The sequence below is a fragment of the Micromonospora andamanensis genome, assembly GCF_016863495.1.
Taxonomy (GTDB): domain Bacteria; phylum Actinomycetota; class Actinomycetes; order Mycobacteriales; family Micromonosporaceae; genus Micromonospora; species Micromonospora andamanensis.
Genome location: NZ_BOOZ01000058.1, coordinates 1 through 19,014 on the forward strand (window position 1 = coordinate 1; position 19,014 = coordinate 19,014).

Annotated in this window: 17 protein-coding genes; 8 read left to right on the top strand and 9 right to left on the bottom strand. The window is 73.6% G+C overall.

The features are described 5' to 3' along the window. The first annotated feature begins 496 nt into the window (after nucleotides 1-496). Both Van01_RS29290 and Van01_RS29295 read left to right on the top strand, forming a co-directional pair. On the top strand, nucleotides 497-838 hold the full coding sequence (locus Van01_RS29290) for a hypothetical protein (protein WP_204014452.1): 342 nt from the start codon (nucleotides 497-499) through the stop codon (nucleotides 836-838). Next, nucleotides 835-1,506 (top strand): nucleotidyl transferase AbiEii/AbiGii toxin family protein, encoded by a 672-nt coding sequence (locus Van01_RS29295; RefSeq protein ID WP_239099376.1) that lies wholly within the window; start codon nucleotides 835-837, stop codon nucleotides 1,504-1,506. Before Van01_RS29290 ends, Van01_RS29295 begins: the two co-directional genes overlap by 4 nt. Before the next feature lie 54 nt (nucleotides 1,507-1,560). Here the strand turns inward: Van01_RS29295 and Van01_RS29300 are convergent, their stop codons facing one another. Together Van01_RS29300 and Van01_RS29305 are read right to left on the bottom strand one after the other, a co-directional pair. Further along, nucleotides 1,561-2,463, bottom strand: coding sequence for an SDR family oxidoreductase (locus Van01_RS29300; RefSeq protein WP_204014454.1), 903 nt, complete (start codon nucleotides 2,461-2,463; stop codon nucleotides 1,561-1,563). 151 nt (nucleotides 2,464-2,614) lie between these two features. Beyond that, complete coding sequence (locus tag Van01_RS29305; RefSeq protein ID WP_204014456.1) at nucleotides 2,615-3,772, bottom strand: geranylgeranyl reductase family protein; 1,158 nt, start codon at nucleotides 3,770-3,772, stop codon at nucleotides 2,615-2,617. A 219-nt stretch (nucleotides 3,773-3,991) separates the two neighbouring features. Here Van01_RS29305 and Van01_RS29310 point away from each other — a divergent pair, with 219 nt between their 5' ends. Both Van01_RS29310 and Van01_RS29315 read left to right on the top strand, forming a co-directional pair. After that, nucleotides 3,992-4,228 (top strand): hypothetical protein, encoded by a 237-nt coding sequence (locus Van01_RS29310; protein WP_099845764.1) that lies wholly within the window; start codon nucleotides 3,992-3,994, stop codon nucleotides 4,226-4,228. A 37-nt stretch (nucleotides 4,229-4,265) separates the two neighbouring features. Continuing rightward, entirely contained in the window at nucleotides 4,266-5,738 is a 1,473-nt protein-coding gene (locus Van01_RS29315) for an MFS transporter (RefSeq protein ID WP_373306300.1), read from the top strand. A gap of 9 nt (nucleotides 5,739-5,747) precedes the next feature. On the opposite strand, the gene Van01_RS29320 is transcribed toward Van01_RS29315, so the two are convergent. The 7 genes from Van01_RS29320 to Van01_RS29350 form a co-directional block, all read right to left on the bottom strand. Further along, on the bottom strand, nucleotides 5,748-6,446 hold the full coding sequence (locus Van01_RS29320; RefSeq protein ID WP_204014458.1) for a hypothetical protein: 699 nt from the start codon (nucleotides 6,444-6,446) through the stop codon (nucleotides 5,748-5,750). A gap of 218 nt (nucleotides 6,447-6,664) precedes the next feature. Further along, the gene (locus Van01_RS29325) at nucleotides 6,665-7,768 is read right to left on the bottom strand and encodes a DUF3626 domain-containing protein (protein ID WP_204014460.1); all 1,104 of its coding nucleotides are present in this window, start codon (nucleotides 7,766-7,768) and stop codon (nucleotides 6,665-6,667) included. Between the two features lie 104 nt (nucleotides 7,769-7,872). Beyond that, nucleotides 7,873-8,502, bottom strand: a complete 630-nt coding sequence (locus Van01_RS29330) for an MBL fold metallo-hydrolase (RefSeq protein ID WP_204014462.1) — start codon at nucleotides 8,500-8,502, stop codon at nucleotides 7,873-7,875. Continuing rightward, the gene (locus tag Van01_RS29335; protein ID WP_204014513.1) at nucleotides 8,502-9,587 is read right to left on the bottom strand and encodes an S-(hydroxymethyl)mycothiol dehydrogenase; all 1,086 of its coding nucleotides are present in this window, start codon (nucleotides 9,585-9,587) and stop codon (nucleotides 8,502-8,504) included. The genes Van01_RS29330 and Van01_RS29335 overlap by 1 nt, the downstream gene beginning before the upstream one ends. A 91-nt stretch (nucleotides 9,588-9,678) precedes the next feature. Next, nucleotides 9,679-10,587: an SDR family NAD(P)-dependent oxidoreductase gene (locus Van01_RS29340; RefSeq protein ID WP_204014464.1), complete on the bottom strand. Its 909-nt coding sequence runs from the start codon at nucleotides 10,585-10,587 to the stop codon at nucleotides 9,679-9,681. After that, complete coding sequence (locus tag Van01_RS29345; protein WP_204014466.1) at nucleotides 10,580-12,064, bottom strand: flavin-containing monooxygenase; 1,485 nt, start codon at nucleotides 12,062-12,064, stop codon at nucleotides 10,580-10,582. Before Van01_RS29345 ends, Van01_RS29340 begins: the two co-directional genes overlap by 8 nt. A 129-nt stretch (nucleotides 12,065-12,193) precedes the next feature. Next, entirely contained in the window at nucleotides 12,194-12,844 is a 651-nt protein-coding gene (locus Van01_RS29350; protein WP_204014468.1) for a phosphotransferase, read from the bottom strand. 106 nt (nucleotides 12,845-12,950) lie between these two features. Here Van01_RS29350 and Van01_RS29355 point away from each other — a divergent pair, with 106 nt between their 5' ends. Genes Van01_RS29355 through Van01_RS29370 form a run of 4 tightly spaced genes read left to right on the top strand, consistent with a single transcriptional unit; the run spans nucleotide 12,951 to nucleotide 19,007 of the window. Continuing rightward, the gene (locus Van01_RS29355; RefSeq protein WP_204014470.1) at nucleotides 12,951-13,598 is read left to right on the top strand and encodes an ATP-binding cassette domain-containing protein; all 648 of its coding nucleotides are present in this window, start codon (nucleotides 12,951-12,953) and stop codon (nucleotides 13,596-13,598) included. Then, the gene (locus tag Van01_RS29360) at nucleotides 13,595-14,872 is read left to right on the top strand and encodes an extracellular solute-binding protein (RefSeq protein WP_204014472.1); all 1,278 of its coding nucleotides are present in this window, start codon (nucleotides 13,595-13,597) and stop codon (nucleotides 14,870-14,872) included. The genes Van01_RS29355 and Van01_RS29360 overlap by 4 nt, the downstream gene beginning before the upstream one ends. Then, nucleotides 14,869-16,632, top strand: coding sequence for an ABC transporter permease (locus Van01_RS29365; RefSeq protein ID WP_204014474.1), 1,764 nt, complete (start codon nucleotides 14,869-14,871; stop codon nucleotides 16,630-16,632). Before Van01_RS29360 ends, Van01_RS29365 begins: the two co-directional genes overlap by 4 nt. Beyond that, a complete protein-coding gene (locus Van01_RS29370) occupies nucleotides 16,629-19,007 on the top strand; it encodes a tetratricopeptide repeat protein (protein WP_204014477.1) in 2,379 nt (792 codons plus the stop codon). Before Van01_RS29365 ends, Van01_RS29370 begins: the two co-directional genes overlap by 4 nt. Nucleotides 19,008-19,014: the final 7 nt, after the last annotated feature.

Sequence of the window (19,014 nt, forward strand, 5' to 3'; positions counted from 1 at the left end):
GTGTTCAACGACCGACCGGGACGGATCATTCCGCGCCCCGCACCCGCCACAGCAGGCGGTCCTCGTCGGTCGTTCAGGGATGTGTAACGACCACCGGCCCGCCATCATTCCCGGGCCACCCGGCCCACCGGTTCGGCAGGCCGTCTACCTCGGTCGTTCAGCCATGTCCAACGCCCCCACCCCGCCACCCATTCCACCCGAGCCCCCGACCACTGCGCGATCTTGGTCCGAAACCGCCCACCGAGGGGCACAATCGCACCAAGATCTCCCCGGACGCCAACAGAAACGGACAACCGGCACATCCGGACGGTGCCCGCCCACGAGCGAGGGTGTGGCCCGCCGCGCTCGGCGCAGGGATCAAGCCTGACCGCCCGAAGCCGGGCACGGCGGGCCACACCCCCAACAGCACACACCGCACAGCCCCAACACCCGTAGGACACACACCAGGGACAGGTCATCGGACCGCCCCGGACCGATCTGGGGTTACCCTGACAGCATGCAGGCCGTCTCCCCCACCACGACCGGCGTGGCGCACCTGGCCCGACCCGGCCGCCCCGCCGTGGTGGCCCGGACGCTCGCCGAACTGCGGGGGCCCACCCGGGGGGTGGTGGAGTTGCCGGTGCGGCTGATGTGGTGCGCCGACCGAGCGTTCGACCTCGCCGACCCCGACCAGTTGCTCTGGTTGTACGAGAACGTGCTGCGCGAGACCACGAACGTCGACGACCTGCGCCGCCTGGTCAACGGGCGCGCACTGCGCCGGGTGTGGAAACTGCTCAACCTGCCCCGGGGGGTACGCCTGGCCTGGGAGAGCCGGCACCAGGGTCTCCGGTCGGCGTGACCGGCGCAACACCCGACGCGCATCCACACGAGTTCTACCGGGAGGTGGCCCGGGTCGCGTTGACAGTCGCCGGGCCGCACCGTTTCGTCCTCGGCGGCGGGGTGGCCTGGGCCGTGCACGGACTGGTCACCCGCCCAACCGAGGACGTCGACCTTTTCGCCGACGTCGAGGGCGCCGCCGCCGCGGCGGCCACTGACGTCCGGACCGCCCTGGAGACCGCCGGGTTCGAGGTGGCCGACGCCGATCCGGACAGCGACCTCGGTGACCTCTTCGACGGCTTCGACCGGGACCTGCTGGACTTCGTCGTCACCCGGGACAACCGGCAGATCCGCCTCAGCCTGGCCCGCCTCGACCGGCACCGCAGTCCGGTGGTGATGGACCTCGGACCGGTCATGGACGTCCGAGACCTCATCGCCAACAAGACCGCCGCCCTGGTGAACCGCCGCGAGGTACGCGACTACATCGACGTTGCCTCCGCTCTGGAGCACCGGTCGGTCGCGGAGTTGCTGGACCTCGCCCGGCAGCTCGACCCGGCGCTCGATGACGACGACGTCCGGGCGGCCGGCCGGTATCTCGACCGGATTCCGGACGGTCGGTTCACCCGCTACGGCCTCGGCCCCGCCGAGATCGCCCGGGTCCGCCGTCACCTGGCGGACTGGCCCCGCTGACCCGGCGCCGCCGATCCGCATCGGGCCGGCGGAAGCACCGGGTCGACAGGAACTTCACTTGGTGAAGCGGCCACCGGTGACGCCGAGGACCTCGCCGGTGATGAAACTCGACTCCTGCGAGGCGAAGAAGACGTACGCGGGCGCCAGTTCCGCCGGCTGACCGGGCCGGCCGACAGGGGTGTCGGTGCCGAACTGCTCCACCTTCTCCTCCGGCATGGTCGCCGGGATCAGCGGCGTCCAGATCGGCCCCGGAGCCACCGCGTTGACCCGGATCCCCCGATCGACCAGGTCGGCGGCGAGCGCCTTGGTGAAGTTCGCGATCCCCGCCTTGGTGGTGGCGTAGTCGAGCAGCTGCGGCGACGGGTCGAAGGCCTGGATCGACGACGTGTTGATGATCGTGGACCCCTCGCCCAGGTGCGGCAACGCCGCCTTGCACAGCCAGAACATCGCGTACAGGTTGGTCTTGAACACCCGGTCGAACTGCTCGGTGCTGATGCCGGCGATGCCCTTGTCCTGCGCCATCTGGTACGCCGCGTTGTTCACCAGGATGTCGATGCCACCCAGGTCGGTCACCGCCCGCTCGATCAGCGCCGTGCAGTTGCGCTCGTCGGCGATGTCGCCCCGGATCGCGACGCCCTTGCGACCGGCGGCCTCAATGAGTCGTACCGTCTCCCGGGCGTCCGCGTCCTCCTCCTCACCGAGGTAGGAGATCAGCACGTCGGCGCCCTCCCGGGCGTACGCGATGGCGACCGCCCGGCCGATGCCCGAGTCACCACCGGTGATCACCGCCTTCTTGCCGTCGAGTTTGCCGTTGCCCCGGTACGAGTCCTCTCCGTGGTCCGGTTTCGGCGTCATCTCGCTGGTGCGGCCCGGCGGGCTCTGCTGCTGGTTCGGCTGCCCGGACTGCTGGCCGTACTGCTCGGTGGGGTCCTGCTGGGTGTGCTGGGTCTCGCTCACGGAGATCTCCTCGCCCGGGATCGTTTGCTGCGGTCCCGCAAGGCCCTACCCGGGTGAAGTCTGCGGAAACGCCGGGGTAGGTCACCACGCGTAGGGCATCCTAGGATCCTGGATGGCTGACCACGGCGGTGGTCAGGTGCGTCCGTGTTGGTCAGACCCGCGTGTCGGCGACGGCGCGTCTCGGACCGGGTAGGCGGTCCGCCAGCGCCAGCGCGGCCCGGACCGGGGCCCGACCGACCACCTCGTCGAAGTCGGCCCGGCCCAGGCAGAACCGGGTGAACGCGCGCCAGCCCGGCGGCGTGGCGAGCAGCGTGTGGCAGACCGCGGGCCGTCGGGAGAAGACGTCGAGCAGCCGGTGCCCGGCCCGCATGGCCGGGACGAGGCGCTCGGCCACCGACCGTTCGTAGCCGGCGAGATCGGCAGCGGCCACCGCCACCCCGGCCAACTCACCGGAGCGCAGCGCGTAGCTGATCCCCTCCCTGGTCCACGGCTCCAGCAGACCCGCGGCGTCACCGGCGACAAGTACCCGGCCGCGTCGCAGCGGCGAGTCGTAGGTCCGGCAACGGGTCAGGTGACCCGAGTCGTGCACCGGCGACAGATCGGCCAGGCCGAGGCGGTCGACGAACCGCCGCAGATACTGCCGGGTCCGCTCCCCCTCACCCCGACCGGCGATCACACCGACGGTGAGCCGATCCCCCTTCGGGAAGACCCAGCCGTACGAGCCGGGCAGCGGACCCCAGTCGAGCAGCGCCCGACGCCGCCACCGGGACTGCTCGGGTGGCGGTACCGGCAGTTCCAGTTCCAGCCCCAGGTCCACCTGCCGGTGCCGCACCCCGACGTGCCAGGCACTCACCCCGGACGAGCCGTCGGCGCCGATGACCGTACGGGCCAGCAGTACCTCGCCGCCGGCCAGCCGCAGGCGTACCACCTCGGGGTCCTGCTCCACCGACCGGACGGCGGCCCGCTCGCGGACCTCGGCACCGGCGGCCACCGCGGCGGCCCGCAGCCGGTCGTCGAACTCCTCCCGCCGCACCATGCTCACCAGCGGCCCCGCACCATGCCGGCGGGTGAACCCGCCCCGCCCGTCGAGGGTGAAGGTGACCCGGTCCACGATGTCGTGGGCGGGAACCTCGATCCGTCCGGCCACCGCGGCCAGCGAGGTACCGATCAGACCACCGCCGCAGGTCTTGTACCGGGGATGCGCGGCGCGCTCGACGACGAGCGTGCGTACCCCTCGCCGGGCGGCGGCGTAGGCGGCGGAGAGCCCGGCGGGGCCGCCGCCGATCACCACGAGTTCCCAGACGCTCACTCGTGCAGGGTAGATCAGCCGAGGCGCCCGACCACGCCGACGCGACCACCACTCGGGCGGGACGGCGACCTGCCGTACCCCCTCGCGGGTCGCGGAGTTCGTGGGGCGGCCCCGGAACCGGCCACGACCGGCCCGGGGCGGGCATCTTCTCCGGCGCGCCGGGTAACCGCCCGCCGCAGACCGCCTGCCGCAGGCGGACGAGGGCACGAGGAGGACACCATGCAAGAGGTGCGGCTGTCGGACGTCGAGGCGCGGGTGTACGACGCGGTGGCGGCCCTGGAGGCCCGTGGCCAGGTCCCGTACCCGGACATGATCGCCCAGGAGTGTGGTTTGACCGAGGAGCAGCTGCAGACCCCGCTGCACCTGCTGACCGAGAAGAACCTGCTGCACCGGGAGGATTCGCCGATGTCCGGGCTCGACTTCGGACCTCGCTTCTGCGCGCAGCAACTGGCATGACGGACAGCCGCCCGACGGCACGGCGCCGGGTCGCCTGTTGAACTCGGCGGAGCCCGGCGCTCCGGGGTCCGGGGCGGTGCTTGACGGGCGGCGACGCTGGCAGGCCCTCGGGGTCGGGTTGGTCGCGGCGTTCATGACGCTGCTCGACATCAGCATCGTCAACGTGGCCCTGCCGTCGCTGGAGCGCGCCCTGCGGGCCGACCCGAGCGACCTGCAATGGGTGCTGTCCGGGTACGCGCTGAGCTTCGGCCTGGTTCTGGTGCCGGCGGGACGCTTCGGCGACGTCCGGGGACGACGCAACGCGTTCGTCTTCGGCATCGCCCTGTTCACGCTCACCAGCGCGCTGGCCGGGCTGGCCCAGTCCCCCGGCTGGCTGATCGCCGCCCGCCTGCTCCAGGGTGCCGCCGCCGGTGTGGTGAACCCGCAGGTGACCGGCCTGATCCAGCAGCTGTTCGCCGGTCCCGAGCGGGCCCGGCCGTTCGGGTGGCTCGGCGCCACCATCGGCATCTCCACAGCGATCGGTCCGCTGCTCGGTGGTCTGCTGATCGCCGCCGGTGGTCCGGAACACGGCTGGCGGTGGGTCTTCTTCGTCAACGTTCCGGTGGGCATCGTCGCGGTGCTGCTCGGCTGGCGGTTGCTGCCCGGCCGGGTCACCCCCCGGGGCGCGCAGCGCCGGTTCGACCCGATCGGCGTACTGCTGCTCGGCGTCGGCGTGACCCTCGTGCTGCTGCCGCTGGTACAGCGCGAGCAGTGGCACGGCCCGACGAAGTGGCTGCTGGTGCCCGCCGGGCTGGTCACGCTCGCCGGCTTCGTCGGCTGGGAGCGACGGTACGCCCGGCACGGCCCGCCACTGTTCGACGTCCGCCTGTTCGGCCACCGGTCGTACGCCCTCGGCTCGACGATCGCGCTGCTCTACTTCGGTGGGTTCACCGCGATCTTCTTCATCTTCACGCTCTACCTGCAGAACGGACGTGGCTACAGCGCGCTTGTCGCCGGTGCGGCGATCACCCCGTTCGCGCTCGGCTCCGCCGTCGCGTCCGCCGTCGGAGGGCGGCTGGTCAACAGGTACGGCCGCCCGCTCGTCGCCATCGGGCTGGCCGCCGTGGTGACCGGTCTGGGCCTGGCCGCGCTCGCCATCGAGCTGGTACCCCACGTTCCGGTGCCCTGGGTGACCGCGCTGCCGCTGCTGGTCGCCGGCATCGGCAGCGGTCTGGTGATCGCCCCCAACCAGACGCTCACCCTGTCGGAGGTGCCGGTGCCACAGGCGGGCAGCGGCGCCGGGATGTTGCAGACCGGGCAGCGGATCGGTTCGGCCGCCGGGATCGCGGTGGTCGGCGCGGTCTTCTTCTCCGCGCTGGCCGACGGCGCGGACGCCTGGTCCAGGGCGTTCGAGCGGTCGCTGCTCACCTCCGCGGCGCTCATCGCGTTGGCCCTGGTGGCAGCCGCCGTGGACATCGTCCGCAACCACCGCGGCCGGCCCCGCGAGCGGGGCCGGCCGGTGAGTCACTGATTCGGTGTGTCACCAGAGCTGGGAGACGATGTCCGCCGCCTGCTCCTCCCACTGCGCGTAGTGGAACGGGTAGGCCGACACCTGCACCGTCTGGGCGGCGGTGGTCAGCGGCAGATCCCGCCAGCCGCCGACGTTCCTCAGCGCCTCGAAGAAGACAGTCGAGGAGTACTCCGGATCGGTGATCTGATCCACGCTGCCCCATCCGGTGGACGGACGCTGCTGGAACAGGCCCTGCGAGTCGTGGTCGTTCCACGAGCCCAGGTGCCCGAGGTTGTAGAGCTTCGACTCCTGCAACGCGGTGGCGATGCCGATCACGGCACCGCGCTCACCCACACCTGTGCGCTTGGCCACCTCGATGATGGTCTTGGCGTTGTCCCGCTGGGCGTCGTCGAGCGGGACACGCGACTGGGCGCCCTGCACCCCGTGCGGGATCAACTCGTCGCGGGTGGGCTTCCCGGCGTCCGGCTTGTCGGTGGCGCCGGCGGTGGTCAGTCCGGATTCCACTGTGACTGCGGTGTTGCCGCGACCGGTCGCCCGGTCGATCGCCGCCACCGCTCCGGCGTGCGGACCGGTGGTGATCGGCGCGGCCATGGCGGTGGGGCCGAAGGCCAGTCCGGCGAGGGCTGTCACGCCCACCACGCTGAGCGCGGTCTTCCGGTTCGGGATCGTCGCGATGGCGGGGAGCCATCGAGTGAAGTCCGGCTTCACGATGGTTGCCCTTTCGATCGGGTACGAGCCGCTCGGGATTGAGCCGCTCTCGGGGGACGGACGGGTGCCGGCAAGGTTTGCCAGCCGGCCCATGGGGGACACAACCCGGCTGGCATGTCCGCCATTCCGGAAATGCGCGGATGACGGTGGGCTGCGATCCAGGTCACAGCGCAGACCGGCGAAGCTGCCCTCGCGGGGCACGAACCGGACGGGGTGCCTCACACCTCGTAGGGGACGCCGAACCGCACCAGGACATGCCAGAGCTGCTTGAGGTGCTGCAACGTCTGCACTGCCGGCCCCCGGTCGGCCCACCGCCCCGGCTCGGTCACCACCGACACCGCGGCCCGCCCGATCAACGCGGCGTGCACCGGCTCGCCCGCCCGGGCGAACTCGGCGTGCACCCGCGCCGCAAGTGGCGGGATCGCCGGCCCACGGAACTCGGCGTCCACCCCGTCGACCGGCAGCGCGAAGCCGGCATGCCAGCGGATCGGGAAACCGTACCGGTCAGCCGCGGCGATCAGGCTCGCCGCGGTGCCGGTGCCCCGGAACGAGGGATCGACGACGAGTTCCAGGACGTCGCGGTCCAGTCTCACCTCGCCGTGCACCTGCGCCTCGACGTAGTCGTCGAGGGCACGGCCGGCCGCCCGGGGTGTCGCGGCCAGCGCCTCCCGTACGCGCAGCAGCTCACCGGTGAGGGTCACCAGGTCCATCCCGGGCCGGCCCAGGCACACACCGGTTTCGGCGGTGGCCGCGATCAGGGCGGCCAGCACCGGCTCGATCACGTCGACGGTGCCGACGTCGCGCGGTCCGAGGTGACTGTCGCCGAAGCAGAAGGTGGTCCGGGCCAGCACCTCGGGACGCAACCGCAGGTGACAGGAGCCGAACCGGGGACAGGCGCCGTCGGGATGGTCGAGCAGATTCAGGCCACCGTACTTCGGCCGCTCCGTCGCAGCGACGCCCGGCCGCTGGTACGCGCCGCCGAACATGCGCTCTTCCCAGCGGTCCCGGTCCCCGCCGGGATACGCGGTCAGGCCACCGTTGGAGATGCCCGTCTCGAACTGGCTGCGGTAGACCCCCTCGGTGGCCAGCGCCTCGGCGACCGGACGACCGTCGGCGCGCAGCCGGTCCGGATGGAAGTTGAGGGTGACCCGCCCCTGCTCGCCGATCGCCGCGACGAGCCGCTCCGGTTCGAGGCGTACGCCGGTGCCGGCCAGCGCCCGCCCGATGACGGCGAGCGCGGCGGGACTGTCGCGCAGCGCCACCGCGCGTACGTGGCGCAGTGCCGCACGTTGCGCGGCGGTGAGCGTCGGGTCGTCGGACATGCCGGCAGTCTCGCCGGGACCGGCCCGTCCCCGCACCCCGGTTCCCGGCCCGGCGGGCGCAGCGGTCCGGGTCGGCGCGGGACGGGGGCTGTCCGCCACCGACCTCAGTGGCCGTTGGCCAGCCACTGTGGCAGCTGCGGAGCCTCGGCCCCGATGGTGGTGCTCGCGCCGTGCCCGGTGTGCACAGTGGTCTGCGGCGGGAGGGTGAGCAACCGGTCGCGGATCGAGTCGAGGATGGTGCCGAAGTCGCTGTACGAGCGGCCGGTGGCGCCCGGGCCCCCGGCGAACAGGGTGTCGCCGGTGAAGACCACGCCCAGCTCGGCGGCGTACAGGCAGCACGCGCCGGGGCTGTGCCCGGGGGTGTGCAGCACGGTGAGCGCGGTACCACCCACCTCGAGGGTCTGGCCGTCCTCGAGGGTGCCGCCCGGCGGCTCGTCGGGATGCACCAGGTCCCACAGCACCCGGTCGGCGGGGTGCAGCAGCACCGGCGCGCCGGTCGCCCGGGACAGCGCCGGGGCGACCCGGACGTGGTCGTCGTGGGCGTGCGTGGCGACGATCGCGGTGACCCGCCGACCGGCGACCACCGTGCGGATGGCGTCGACGTCGTGCGGGGCGTCGATCACGACGCACTCGGTGTCGTCGCCGACGACCCAGACGTTGTTGTCGACGTCGAAGGTCTGACCGTCGAGGGAGAAGGTGCCGGAGGTGACCGCGTGGTCGATGCGGGCGGCCATCAGAAGACCACCACCGAGCGGAGCACGTCGCCCCGGTGCATCCGGGCGAACGCCTCCTCCACCCCGTCCAGGCCGATCTCCTCCGTGACGAAGGCGTCCAGGTCGAGGCGGCCCTGCAGGTACAGCTCGGTGAGCATCGGGAAGTCACGGCTGGGCAGACAGTCGCCGTACCAGCTGGACTTGAGGGCGCCACCACGGCCGAAGACGTCAAGCAGGGGCAGCTCGACGCGCATCTCGGGCGTGGGTACGCCGACGAGCACGACGGTGCCGGCCAGGTCGCGGGCGTAGAAGGCCTGCTTCCAGGTCTCCGGCCGCCCGACCGCGTCGATCACCACGTCGGCGCCGAAGCCGCCGGTGGCGGCCTGGATCTCCGCCACCGGGTCGGCCTCGGAGGCGTTGACGGTGTGGGTCGCACCGAACCTGCGGGCCCAGTCGAGCTTGCGGGAGTCGGTGTCCACCGCGATGATCGTCGTCGCCCCGGCCAGGGCAGCGCCGGCCACCGCCGCGTCACCGACACCACCGCAACCGATCACCGCCACCGAGTCACCACGGGTCACCCCGCCGGTGTTCATCGCCGCCCCGAGCCCCGCCATCACCCCGCAACCGAGCAGCCCGACAGCGGCCGGCCGGGCCGCCGGGTCCACCTTCGTGCACTGGCCGGCGTGGACCAGGGTCTTCTCGGCGAACGCGCCGATGCCCAGCGCCGGGGAGAGTTCGGTGCCGTCGGCGAGGGTCATCTTGCGGGCGGCGTTGTGGGTGGCGAAGCAGTACCACGGCCGGCCCCGCCGGCAGGCCCGGCAGACCCCGCAGACGGCCCGCCAGTTGAGCACCACGAAATCACCAGGTGCAACCGCGTCCACGCCCTCGCCGACCTGCTCGACGACGCCGGCCGCCTCGTGGCCCAGCAGGAACGGGTAGTCGTCGTTGATGCCGCCCTCCCGGTAGTGCAGGTCGGTGTGGCAGACGCCGCACGACTGCACCCGGACCACCGCCTCACCCGGCCCGGGGTCGGGCACCACGATCTCGGTGACCTCGACGGGCGCGCCCTTGCTGCGGGAGATGACTCCCCGAACCTGCTGGCTCACGCTCTCCTCCTCCTCCGCGCCGGCCCGCCCGCCGCCGTCGCCACCTGGCGGCTCGTCGGCGGTGGCCGCCACGTTCGCCTCGGAGGCGAACCTACCGCCGCGACGACGGATCGGCACCGCTTCGCGGGCCGGAGACCGGCGTACGGGCCCGCTCGGCGGTGGGCCGACGGGTGCCGGCCCGGCTTCCGGCGGCGATCAGCAGGCGGCCATGGCCGACCGGCGCGATCCGGGCCAGCAGGTCCAGCAGCCGCGCCGACCAGCCGACAAGCACCCGCCCCCGCCGACGGGCCACCCCACGCAGGATGGTCTCGGCGGCGACGGTCGGGTCGATGGTGAGCAGTCGCTCGAACCGTTGCCGGCCCGCCTCGTACTCGACCAGGTCGACGCCGCTGCCCACCCGGGCGTCGCGGGCGATGCGGGTCCGGACGCCACCGGGATGGACGCAGGTGACGCCGATGCCCTCGGTGGCGAGTTCGTGCCGCAGCGCCTCGGTGAAGCCGCGTACCGCGAACTTGCTTGCCGCGTAGGCGACCTGGCCGGGCGGGGCGACCAGCCCGAACAGGCTGGAGATGGTGACCAGGTGCGCGCCGGGCTCGGCCCGCAGCGCCGGCAGCAGCGCGTGGGTCAGCTGCGCCACGGCCCGGAAGTTGACGTCGACGACCCAGCTGAACTCCTCCAGGGTCACCTCGCCGAACCGCCCGCCGAGCGCCACGCCTGCGTTGTTGACGAGCAACCGGATCCGGGGGTGCCGCTCGATGATCCGGGCGGCGAGCGCGGCGGTCGCCGACGCGTCGGCCAGATCCACCTGGTGGGTCCATACCTGCCGGCCGGGATGCGCGGCACGGATCGCGGCGGCCACCGCCGCCAACCCGGACGCGTCGCGGTCGACGAGAACCAGCACGGCGCCCCGGCGGGCCAGGCCGTGGGCCAGCGCGGCGCCGATCCCGCCGGCCGCGCCGGTGACCACCGCCACCCCGTCGGTGACGGTGAACCTACGCATCGACGGAACTCCTTCGCGGCGCGCCGGCCCGGTCGAACCGGACGTTGGCGTCGGTCAGCCGCCCGTACCGCATGGGGAGCAGGTCACGCAGGTAGTTCTGGTGCAGCCGCCAGGGTGCCCGGGTGCCGGCGCGGGGCAGGCTGCCGACGCCGCGCCGCACGTAGCCCGAGGTGAGACCGATGAGCGGGGTCCGCGGGCCCGGCGGTGGGGCGACCGGGGTGACGATCTGGGTACCGGTGCGGTCCAGGTGACGTAGCAGCCGGCACACGTAGCCGGCCACCAGGTCCGCCTTGAGCGTCCACGACGCGTTGGTGTAGCCGATGGTCATGGCGAAGTTCGGCACCCCGGAGAGCATCATCCCCTTGTACGTCACGGTCTCCGGCAGATCCACGTCCACGCCGTCCACCCGCAGGGTCATCCCGCCGAGGGCCAGCAGGTCCAGCCCGGTGGCGGTGACCACCACGTCGGCGGGCAGCTCCTGACCCGAGCTGAGCCGGACGCCCCGGGCGGTGAAGGTGTCCACGGTGTCGGTGACCACCTCGGCCCGCCCGTCGGAGAGCACGGTGAACAGGTCGCCGTCGGGCACCACGCACAGCCGCTGATCCCACGGGTCGTAACGGGGGGTGAAGTGGCGTTCGACGTCGTAGCCGGCGGGCAGTCGACGGGCCGCGTCCCGCCGCAGCAGCCCGCGTACCAGCCCGGGGGCGCGGCGGCTGAGCTGGTAGTTGGCCGTGGCGAGCAGGACGTTCTTCCAGCGCACGCTCCGGTGCGCCAGGCGCGCCGGCAACAGCCGCCGCAGGGCGTCGGCGAGGCGGTCGCGGGACGAGAGCGTCAGCAGGTACGTGGGTGAGCGTTGCAGCATGGTCACCCGGTCCGCCTGCCGGGCCAGCGCCGGCACCAGGGTCACGGCGGTGGCGCCGCTGCCGATCACCACCACCCGACGGCCGGTGAGGTCGAGGTCGGCGGGCCAGTGCTGTGGATGCACGATCCGGCCGGTGAACTGATCCTGACCGGTGAAGGGCGGGGTGTGGCCGGCCTCGTACCGGTAGTAGCCGGTGCAGGCGTACAGGAAGGAGCAGGTGAGCGTCACCGTCTCGGTGGTGTCCTCCCGCCGGATGTGCACCGTCCAGCGGGCGAGTTGGCTGTCCCACTCGGCGCGGTGGACCCGGTGCCGGAACCGGATGCGGCGGGTGACGTCGTGTTCGTCGGCGGTACGACGCAGGTAGTCGCGGATGGTCGCGCCGTCGGCGAGGCTCTTCGGGGCGGTCCACGGCGCGAACGAGTAGCCGAGGGTGAACATGTCCGAGTCCGACCGTACGCCCGGATAGCGGAACAGGTCCCAGGTGCCGCCGATCGCCTCGCGCGCCTCGACCACGGCGTAGGTCCGCCCCGGGTGCCGGCGCCGCAGGTGGCAGGCGGCGCCGATGCCGGAGAGGCCGGCACCGATGATGAGCACGTCGACATGCTCCCGACCCATCCGACCTCCACCCCACGCCAACGACCGGACCCTACCCTCCCACCCACCCCCGCCGCGATCTTGCACTTTCTGCCGCCGCACAGCTGACAAAAAGGGCATCCCGGCGACCACAAGTGCAAGATCCGCGAGTCAGGATGTGAGCAGCGACGCCGCGGTGTCGAGCAGTGCGAGTTCGGTGGCGGTCTGGGTGGGGTTGGCGCGCCGGATCGCCAGGGCGTCGGCGACGAGCGGTGCGGCGTGCTCGCAGATCACCAGCAGGTAGACCCGCAGGGCGGCAGCGGCGGCGTCGGCCATCGGTTGATCGGGGTCGACGGCGACCTGGGCGAGGATCAGCGCGGTCATGGCGATGTCCAGACCGGGTGGGCCGTGGCGCACGTTGCGCCAGTCGAGGAGCACCGGACCGCTCGGCGCGAGGATGACGTTGTCCGGGTGCAGGTCCAGGTGCAGGATCCGCTCGCCTGCGGACGCTTCCGGCAGTGGTGGCACGGTGTGCAGCCGGCGGTGCAGGCCGGCGAGGATCCGCGCGGCGGCGTCAACCCCGGTCGTGCCGTCGACCAACGCCTGGAGCATGGTCGGCCCGGCCACCCGCTGCATGACCAGGTCCGCACCGTCAGCCCGGTCCACCCGGGGCACCGGGAAGCCGGCGGCGTGCAGGTGGGACATGAACCGGGCCTCGACCGCGACGTCGGTGCCGTCGCGGTAACGGCGCAGCACCCGGCCGTCGTCGAGGGCGTACACGTCGGCGTCGCGGCCGGCGGCGAAGGGGGTCGACGCTGCCATGGTTGGACGGTAACCCGTCGCGCCCAGGAGCCACGATGGACGTCGGCCGGGACACCGAGCGTGGTCCCCCTGTGACACGCTGGGATCTCGACGAGGGTCGCCGGAGGTGGTTGTCACGCTACGCACGCTTGACCTCGTCGCCGTGCCGGACATGTCACAGGTGAACGTCGACGTGGCGGTCGGCGCGACGGCCGCCCTGGTCGTCCGACCCCGAGCGGCCACCGCCGTGGCCCGGGTGGTGGCCGGGCTGGCCGCGCCGGTCGCCGGTCGGATCCTGGTCGGCGGCCGGGACGTCACCGACCTGCCGCCGTTACGCCGCCGCATCGGGTACGTGCCGGCCGGCGGTGCCCTGCTGCCCCACCTCACCGTCGGGCGCAACATCTCCTACGGTCAACGCCGTCGCAGGTGGGTACGCGACGTGGCCGAGGGCTGGGCGGCCGTCCTGGTCGACCGACTCGAACTCGCCCCGACGCTGGGGCTGCGCCCACATCTGCTCTCCGAGGCACAACGGTTCCGGGTCGCGCTCGCCCGGGCGATGGCCTGCCTGCCCGAGGTGCTGGTGATCGACCTGCCGTCCCCGGTCGACGGGGTGCGCCTGCCGGACCTGCTCGACCGTACGTCCCCACCGGACGCCCCGGGTGTGACGGTGCTGCTCTGTTCGGCCGACGAGGAGGTGCTGGCCGGCGTCACCCACCGGGTGCCGGTAGTCGACCCGGCGCCACCCACTCCGGCACGGCCGGTGGCGCGGCCGTGACCCCTGTCGACCGCCGCACGGTGCTGCGGGCCGCCGCCGCGGCCACCGCCGCCCTGGCCGGTGCCGGCGGTTGCGGGCAGGGTCGCCGGTCGGTGCAGGTGGCGGTGGTCTGGGCCGGCGGCGAACTGGCCCGGTTCCGCGAGGTGGTCGCCGACCATCCGGCGGGTGTGCAGGTGATCGGGGTGGGCAACGACATCGACGCCTTCCTGACCGCGCGCCGCGCCGCCGGCACCAGCCCCGACGTGGCGATCCTGCCCCGCCCCGGCCTGGTCGTCGAATACGCCCGGCGGGGTTGGCTCAGCGAGGTGACGCCGGCTGTCAGCTACACCGCCCCGGCCGGCATGAGCGACCTGCTCAGCGTCGACAGCCGTCGCTACGGCGTCTGGGTGAAGGCGGCGCACAAGTCGCTGTTCTGGCACTTCCCGTCGATGCTCGCCGAATCACCCAGGTCCTGGGACGCGCTTGTGGATGTGACCCGCCGGCTCGGCGAACGGCACCGGGCGGGCGCCGGTCCGGCCCCACTGGCGATCGGTGCCGCCGACGGCTGGGTGCTCACCGACTGGTTCGAGAACGTGCTCGCCGACGTCGCCGGTGTGGAGCTGTACGGGGCGCTGGCCCGTGGCGAGGCCGACTGGCGGGACCGGCCCGTGGCGTACGCGCTGGATCGGCTGGCTGAGTTGTGGAGTGTGGCGGGCGCCTTCCCGGGCGGCGGGCGGCGGGCCCTGCTCACCCAGTTCGAGGAGTCGATCATTCAGGTGGTGCACCGCCGCGAGGCGGCGATGGTGTTCGAGGCCGACTTCGTCGACGCGGTGGTCGCCCGGTTCCGTCGCGGCACCGAGCCGCTTGTCACCTTCCGCTTCCCCGGTGCCCGGATGGCCGACCGGCCACTCATCGTCGGCGGCGACGCGGCGGTGGCGTTCAGCGGCTCCGCGGGCGGGGCGGACCTGGTGCGCTGGCTCAGCGACGCGGTGGCCTTCCCGCCGTGGCTGGACGCCGGGGGTTACCTCTCCCCCAACCTCGCCGTGCCGGTGGACAGTTACCGCGACCCGTTGCGCCGACGGCTCGCCGGCGAGCTGCGTGCCGCCGACACCGTGCAGTTCGACCTCTCCGACCAGTTGCCCGGCACCTTCACCGGCACCGACGGGGTGGGCATCTGGCGGATCATGCAGGACTTCTTCATGGACGTGACCGACGAGGTGCCGGCGCGCGAGGCGGTCCGCCGGGCCACCGGGCAACTCGCCGAGGCGGCCCGGGCGGCGGGAGGCGACAGGTGAGCCGGGGGCCGCTGCTGGGCGAGTTGGCGGTGCTCGACGATGTCGGGCCGCCCCGACGCGGCCGGGCCTACCCGGCGGCCGGTGTCGGCTGGGTGCTGCTGACCCCGGCGGTGCTGCTGCTCGGTGCCCTGCTGGCCTGGCCGGTGCTGCGTACCGTGCACGCCAGCGTCACCACCGACGGCGGCTGGGTCGGTGCCGAGCACTACCGGGCCGCCCTCGCCGCCCCCGGCACCGCGGCGGTGATCGGGCGGACCCTGCTGTGGGCGCTGCTGGTGCCGACAGTGGTCACGGTCCTGGGCTACCTGCTCGCCGCCGCCTCCCGGCGTTCCCAGGAGGGCTGGCTGGTCCGGCTCATCCTGGTGGTGCCGACCGCGCTGCCGCTGGTGGTCACCGGCGTGACCTTCCGGCTGCTCTACGACCCCGACCCGGGGCGTGGGCTGGCCACCCTGCTGCTGGCCCGGGTGACCGGACGTGACCCCGAGCAACTGCCGCAGTTGCTCGGGCCGGACCTGGTCACCGTCGCGGTGATGTCGGCGTTCGTGTGGGCCTGGGTCGGGCTGGCGATGCTTGTGTTCCGGGCCGCCCTCGACGCGGTGCCGACCGGGCTCGCCGACGCGGTCCGGGCCTTCGGTGGCAGCCGCCGCGACGTGCTCTGGGACGCGCAGTGGCGACCGCTGCTGCTACGTACCGTCGCGGTGGTCTTCGCCCTGGTCGCCGTCGGCACCAGCCGGACGTTCGACCTGATCCTGGTGATGACCCCCGGATCGGTGCGGGACGAGGCGGCGGTGCTCTCGCTGCGGATCTGGCAGACCTCCGGGGCGACGACCACCGGCGAAGGTGCCGCCCTGGGCGTCGTCTGGCTGGTGGCGGTGACCGCCGGCATGCTGGTGGTGGCCCTGTTCGTCAGGCAGGCGTGGCCGCCGCCGCAACAGCCGGCCGGCGGCGCGGTCACCGCGCCGCCACCACGGCGGCTGGTCCGGCTGCTGGCCGCGGGCGCGGCGATCGCCTGGCTGCTGCCGCTGGGGGTGCTGGCGGCCACCTCGTTGCAGAACCCGGTCCGGGCGGCCACCGGTGGCTGGTGGTCCGGTCCACCGGGTCTGGACTCCTACCGGGCCGTGCTCACCGGCGCGGAGCTGTGGCGCAGCCTCGGCTTCACGCTTGTGCTCGCCACAGTCGTCACGGCCGCGGTGCTTGGCGTCGCGCTGCTCGCCGCGTACCCGCTGGCCTGGTTGACCGGGCCGGCCGCGCAGGCGGTAGGGCTGGTGCTGATGGCCGCGGTGGTGGTCCCGGTGCAGGTGATCGCCGGGCCGCTCAACGAGGTGCTCGGGCTGGCGCTGTCCTCCGGCACGGCGCGGGGCGTGGCCCTGGTGCACATCGCCCTGGGCGTCCCGTTCGCGGTGCTGGTGCTGCGCAACTCCTTCGCCGACCTGCCGGCCGAGCAGGTCCGGGGTGCCCGGATCGGCGGGCGGCACTGGTGGGGCACGCTGCGCCGGTTGGCCCGGCACAACCGCACCGCGTTGGTGGCGGTGGCCGTGCTGGAATTCGTGCAGGTGTGGAACGACCTGGTGGTGGGTCTGCTGTTCAGCGGGCCGGACGCCGCCCCGCTCGGGTTGTTCCTCGCCGGGCAGACCCGTGGCTTCGTGGCCGGCAGCGGCACGCTCGCCGCCGGATGTGTACTCGCCTCGATTCTGCCGGTGCTGGTGTTCGTCCTGGCCCGTCGTCAGGTGGTGGCCGGTCTGGTCGCCGGGGGTGTGCGATGACCGGGTCCCCGCCACGCCGGCCGGCCCGCCGGTCGCGGCTGCTGAGCGTGCTGCTGGCCGCGGGCGGGGTGGTGGGCGCCGGGGTCAGCGCCGTGCTCGGCAACGTCACCGGCAACCTGCTCTCCGAGCTGTCGCTGACGGTGCTCGGCTCGGCGAGCCTGGGGCTGGCGGCGATCGGGGTGGTCGCCTCCGTCGTGGTGGAGTGGCGGCGACGGCAACGCGATCAGCTGCTCGCTGGTGAGGAGGCCCAGGCGGGCAGCAGCGCACCGACGCTGCCCTGGCCCGCCGGGTACACCGGTCGGCAGGGCCAGGCCGAGGCGGTGGTGGCCATGCTCGCCCCGGAGCACGCGGTGGCGGTGGTGGGCCGGCGTGCGGTCGGCACGTCGTGGTGCGCGATCCAGGCGGCGAACCTGAGCCGCGCGGACTTCCCCGACGGGCAGTACTACCTCGACGTGCGCCGGGGAGGTCGAGCCCGCTCGCCCCGGGAGGTGCTGGCCGCGCTCGCCCGCATCGTCGGCACCGGTCCGCCACGCACCGGTCGAGCGGACGATCTCGCCGACGCCGCCGACGAGTTGCGCGGCCAGTTGGACGGCCGCAAGGTGCTGCTGGTACTCGACAACGTGGACTCGCCGGCGCAGGTCCGGGCGCTGCTGCCGCCCACCGCCCGGGACTGCCGGCTGCTGCTGGCCGGCACCGGCCGGCTCGCCGCGCTCGACGGGGTGGTGGCGTACTGGCTGGCCGAGCCGGAGGTCGGCGACGCGGTGGAGATGTTCGCCGACGCCGGTGCGGCCACCGCCGTGGCCCGCCCGCACCGCCCGGACCCACGCTGCGACCCGGCGGTGCGGGCCATCGTCGAGCTGTGCGGGCGGCAGCCGCGCGCGGTGACCGAGCTGGGACGACGCAGCGCGCAGCACGGCTGGCGGCACGCCGACGTGCTGCACGCGCTGCGTCGCGCCGCCGACACGCCGCCGCACCAGCGGGTGGGTGTGTCACCGGTGACCGGGCTGGTCACCGCCCGGGACACCGCGTACCACGCGCTCGGCGGCGAGGCCCGCCGGCTGTGGCGGCTGCTGTCGCTGAGCCGGGTGCCGCTGGACCGGGCGACAATCGCCGCGCTCGCCGGCCGTCGGCCGCACCGGGTCGCCGCCCTGCTCGACGAACTGGCCGACGGCGCCTTCGTCGTCGGCGCGCCCGGCGACCGGTACGAGGTTCGTCCGCTGCTCGCCGGGTACGCCCGGATGCATCTGCGGGAGGCCGAGCCGGTGCACCGGCGGGTCACCGTGCAGGCGCGGCTGACCCGGCACCTGGCCCGGCGGGCCGAGCAGCAGGTGGCCGCCCTGGCGACCGGCGCGCTCGACCGTGACAATCGACTGCCCGACGATGACCCGTACGGCTGGTTCGACCTGCATCAGGAGCTGCTGCTGGCGGTGGTGAAGGTACCGGCCGGCGCGGTGGAGACGCTGCCGCGTCGGGTGCGGGACTGGTGGTTCCGGCTGGCCGTGGCGTTGTGCGGCTGGCTCGCCCACACCGAGCGGCTCGACGAGTGGGAGGACGTGTGCCGGACGGTGCTGGCCAACCCCACCGCCCAGGACCGGCCGGAGATCGCCGGTTGGGCCCACAACGAGCTGGGGGTGCTGCGTCGCCGCCGGCACGACCCGTACGGTGCGGTGGCCGCGCTCAGTCTGGCGGTGGCCGGGCAGGGCCGCCGGGGCACCGCCCAGGCGCGGATGAATCTCGGGCTGGCCCTGCTGGACCTCGGCCGCACCGACGAGGCGGTGGAGCATCTGGAGCTGTCGCGGCGGCACCGGGCCAGCGCCGATCGCGCCGGTCGGGCGCTCAGCGACCTCGGGCTGGGCGCGGCGAGGCTGGCGCGGCACGAGTTCGAGACCGCGCACGACCTGCTGGTACGGGCGGCGAACTCGTTCCGTTCGCTCGGCGACGCACGCGGCTACGCGGCGGCGTTGACGAATCTGGTGCTTGTCCACTCGGCGATGGGTGAGCACCTCGACGCGGCGCAGGCGTGGCGGGCCGCGCTGCGTGAGCACGAGTCGCTCGGTGATCCGACCAACCGGGCGGTGGCGCTGCTGAACGCTGGGGTGGCGTTGCTGGGTGTGGCGCCGGGGCAGGCCCGTCAGGCGTACGAGCTGCTCTCCGAGAGCTGGCGGCTGCGCGAGGGTGGCCGCCCGGACGCCGGGTTGGGTCGGACTTTGTTGCACCTGGGCGACGCGGCGGCGGCGCTCGGCGACGACGAGGAGGCCCGTGGGCACTGGGCGGACGCGGCGGCGATCTGCGAGGTGGCCGGGGACGACGACGGCCAGCAGGCGGCCGACGCCCGCCTGGGCGGTGAGCGCCCGGTCGAGCCCCGCCCGGGGTGACTGCCGC